The sequence below is a fragment of the Plantactinospora alkalitolerans genome, from assembly GCF_015690345.1.
GTDB lineage: Bacteria > Actinomycetota > Actinomycetes > Mycobacteriales > Micromonosporaceae > Plantactinospora > Plantactinospora alkalitolerans.
Map to the genome: position 1 here is coordinate 1 of NZ_JADPUN010000440.1, position 2,172 is coordinate 2,172.

General features: G+C 68.4%; 1 protein-coding gene. It reads right to left on the reverse strand.

What is annotated here, in order from left to right:
* Nucleotides 1-2,138, reverse strand: a 2,138-nt coding sequence (locus I0C86_RS42740) for a condensation domain-containing protein (RefSeq protein WP_323374183.1), incomplete at its 3' end; no start/stop codon positions are given.
* Nucleotides 2,139-2,172 lie beyond the last annotated feature (34 nt).

The window sequence follows — 2,172 nt, forward strand, 5'->3', positions numbered from 1 at the left end:
CCGGTGTCAAGCACGTCCACCGCATGGACCCGCACATTCGGGTCGGTGGTCACCGCGTCGAGGACCTGTACCCACCGGCGTACCAGTGCCGAGACTGATTCTGGTTCGAACAGGTCGGCGGCGCCGGTCACCACCCCCCGCAGTCCCGCGGGTCGGCCCTGCTCGTCGAACGTTTCCCCGATCATCAGGTCCAGGTCTGACTTGACCGACGCGGAGTCGACGGCGTCGATCTGGGTTGGCTCGGCGCCGGCCAGCCGTTTTGCCGTCCGTTCGTTGTTCTGCAGGGTCATCACGACCTGTACCAGCGGATGCCGTGACAGCGACCGCTGCGGGGCCAGTTCCTCCACCAGACGCTCGAACGGCACGTCCTGGTGCGCCAGCGCGCCGAGGGTGGTTTCCCGTACCCGGCTCAACACCTGCCGGAACTGCGGATTTCCCGTCAGGTCGGTACGGATCGCCAGGGTGTTGATGAAGAACCCGACCAGGTCATCGAGGGCTTCGTCGGTACGGCCGGCGACACCGGATCCGATCACCACGTCCGGGCCCGCGCCCATCCGGGACAGCAGCACCGCCAACCCGGCCTGCAGCACCATGAACGGTGTCACACCCTCGGCCCGGCACAACGCCACCAGACGCTCGTGTACCTGCGCCGGTACCCGCAACGGCACACGGTGACCACGATGGCTCGCCACCGCCGGCCGCGGATGGTCCACCGGCAACGCCAACTCCTCGGGCGCCCCGGTCAACATCCCACGCCAGTACGCCACCTGCGCCGACAACAGGCTGTCCGGATCCGACTCCGTACCCAGCAACTCCCGCTGCCACAACGCATAATCCGCGTACTGCACCGGCAACGGCACCCACACCGGCACCTCACCACGAACCCGCGCCTCATACGCGGCGTCGAGGTCTCGCGCCAGTACGCCGGTGGACCACCCGTCACCCGCGATGTGGTGCGTCACCAGCACCAGTACCCGCTGTCCCGGTCCGGCATCGATCAGCGTCGCCTTGATCGGCGCCTCGCTCGCCAGGTCGAACACATACCGAGTGGCAGAGTCCAGCGCCCCGGCCAGCTCATCCGGCTGAACACCGACGACTTCCAACTCCCACGCCAACTCGTCCACGGACAGGATCCGCTGATACGGCTCGCCATCGGCGACCGCGAACACCGTCCGCAACGACTCATGCCGGCCGATCACATCCCGCAACGCCGTGGCCACTGCCGCAGTGTCCACGTCTCCGGCCAGCCGGGTAACGATCGGCACGTTGTAGGTCGGGCTCGGCCCCTCCAACTGCTCCAGGAACCACAACCGACGCTGCGCGTACGACAGCGGCACCCGCTCCGGACGCTCCCCGGCCCGCAACGCCAGCCGCCCACCTGCCGCGTCCGCCAGTCGAGACGCCAATCCCGCCGGCGTCGGCGCCTCGAACAACGCCCGCAACGACAACTCGACGCCCAGCCTGGCCCGGATCCGCGAGATGAGCCGCACCGCGAGCAGTGAGTGCCCACCCAGCTCGAAGAAGCTGTCGTCGACGCCGACGGTGTCGATGCCGAGTACGTCGGCGAACGCGGTGCAGAGCAGTTCCTCCTGCACGCTCGCCGGTGGCCGGCCCGCACCCGCGGTGTACTCCGGTGCCGGTAGCGCCCGCCGGTCGAGTTTGCCGTTGACCGTCAACGGCAAACTCGGCAGGTTCACGAACGCGGCCGGGACCATGTACTCCGGCAACTGACCAGCCAGGAACGTCTTCAACCGCTCGGCCGGAACGTCGTCACCGGCCGGCACGACATAGGCGACCAGCCGCTTGTCACCCGGCACGTCCTGCCGGACCAGCACCACCGCCTGAGCGACCCCCGGATGCTGGGTCAGCATCGTCTCGATCTCGCCGGGCTCGATCCGGAAGCCGCGGATCTTCACCTGCTCGTCCGCCCGGCCGGCGAAGACGAGTTGCCCGTCAGCAGCCCACCTGGCCAGGTCACCGGTGCGGTACATTCGCTGGCCCGGCACGTACGGGCAGGCCACGAACCGTTCCCCGGTCAACCCCGACCGGCCCACATAGCCACGCGCCAACCCGACACCAGCGACATACAACTCACCCGCGACCCCGACCGGCACCGGCGCCAACGCCTCATCCAACACATACAAACGGGTATTCGCGATCGGAGCACCGAAC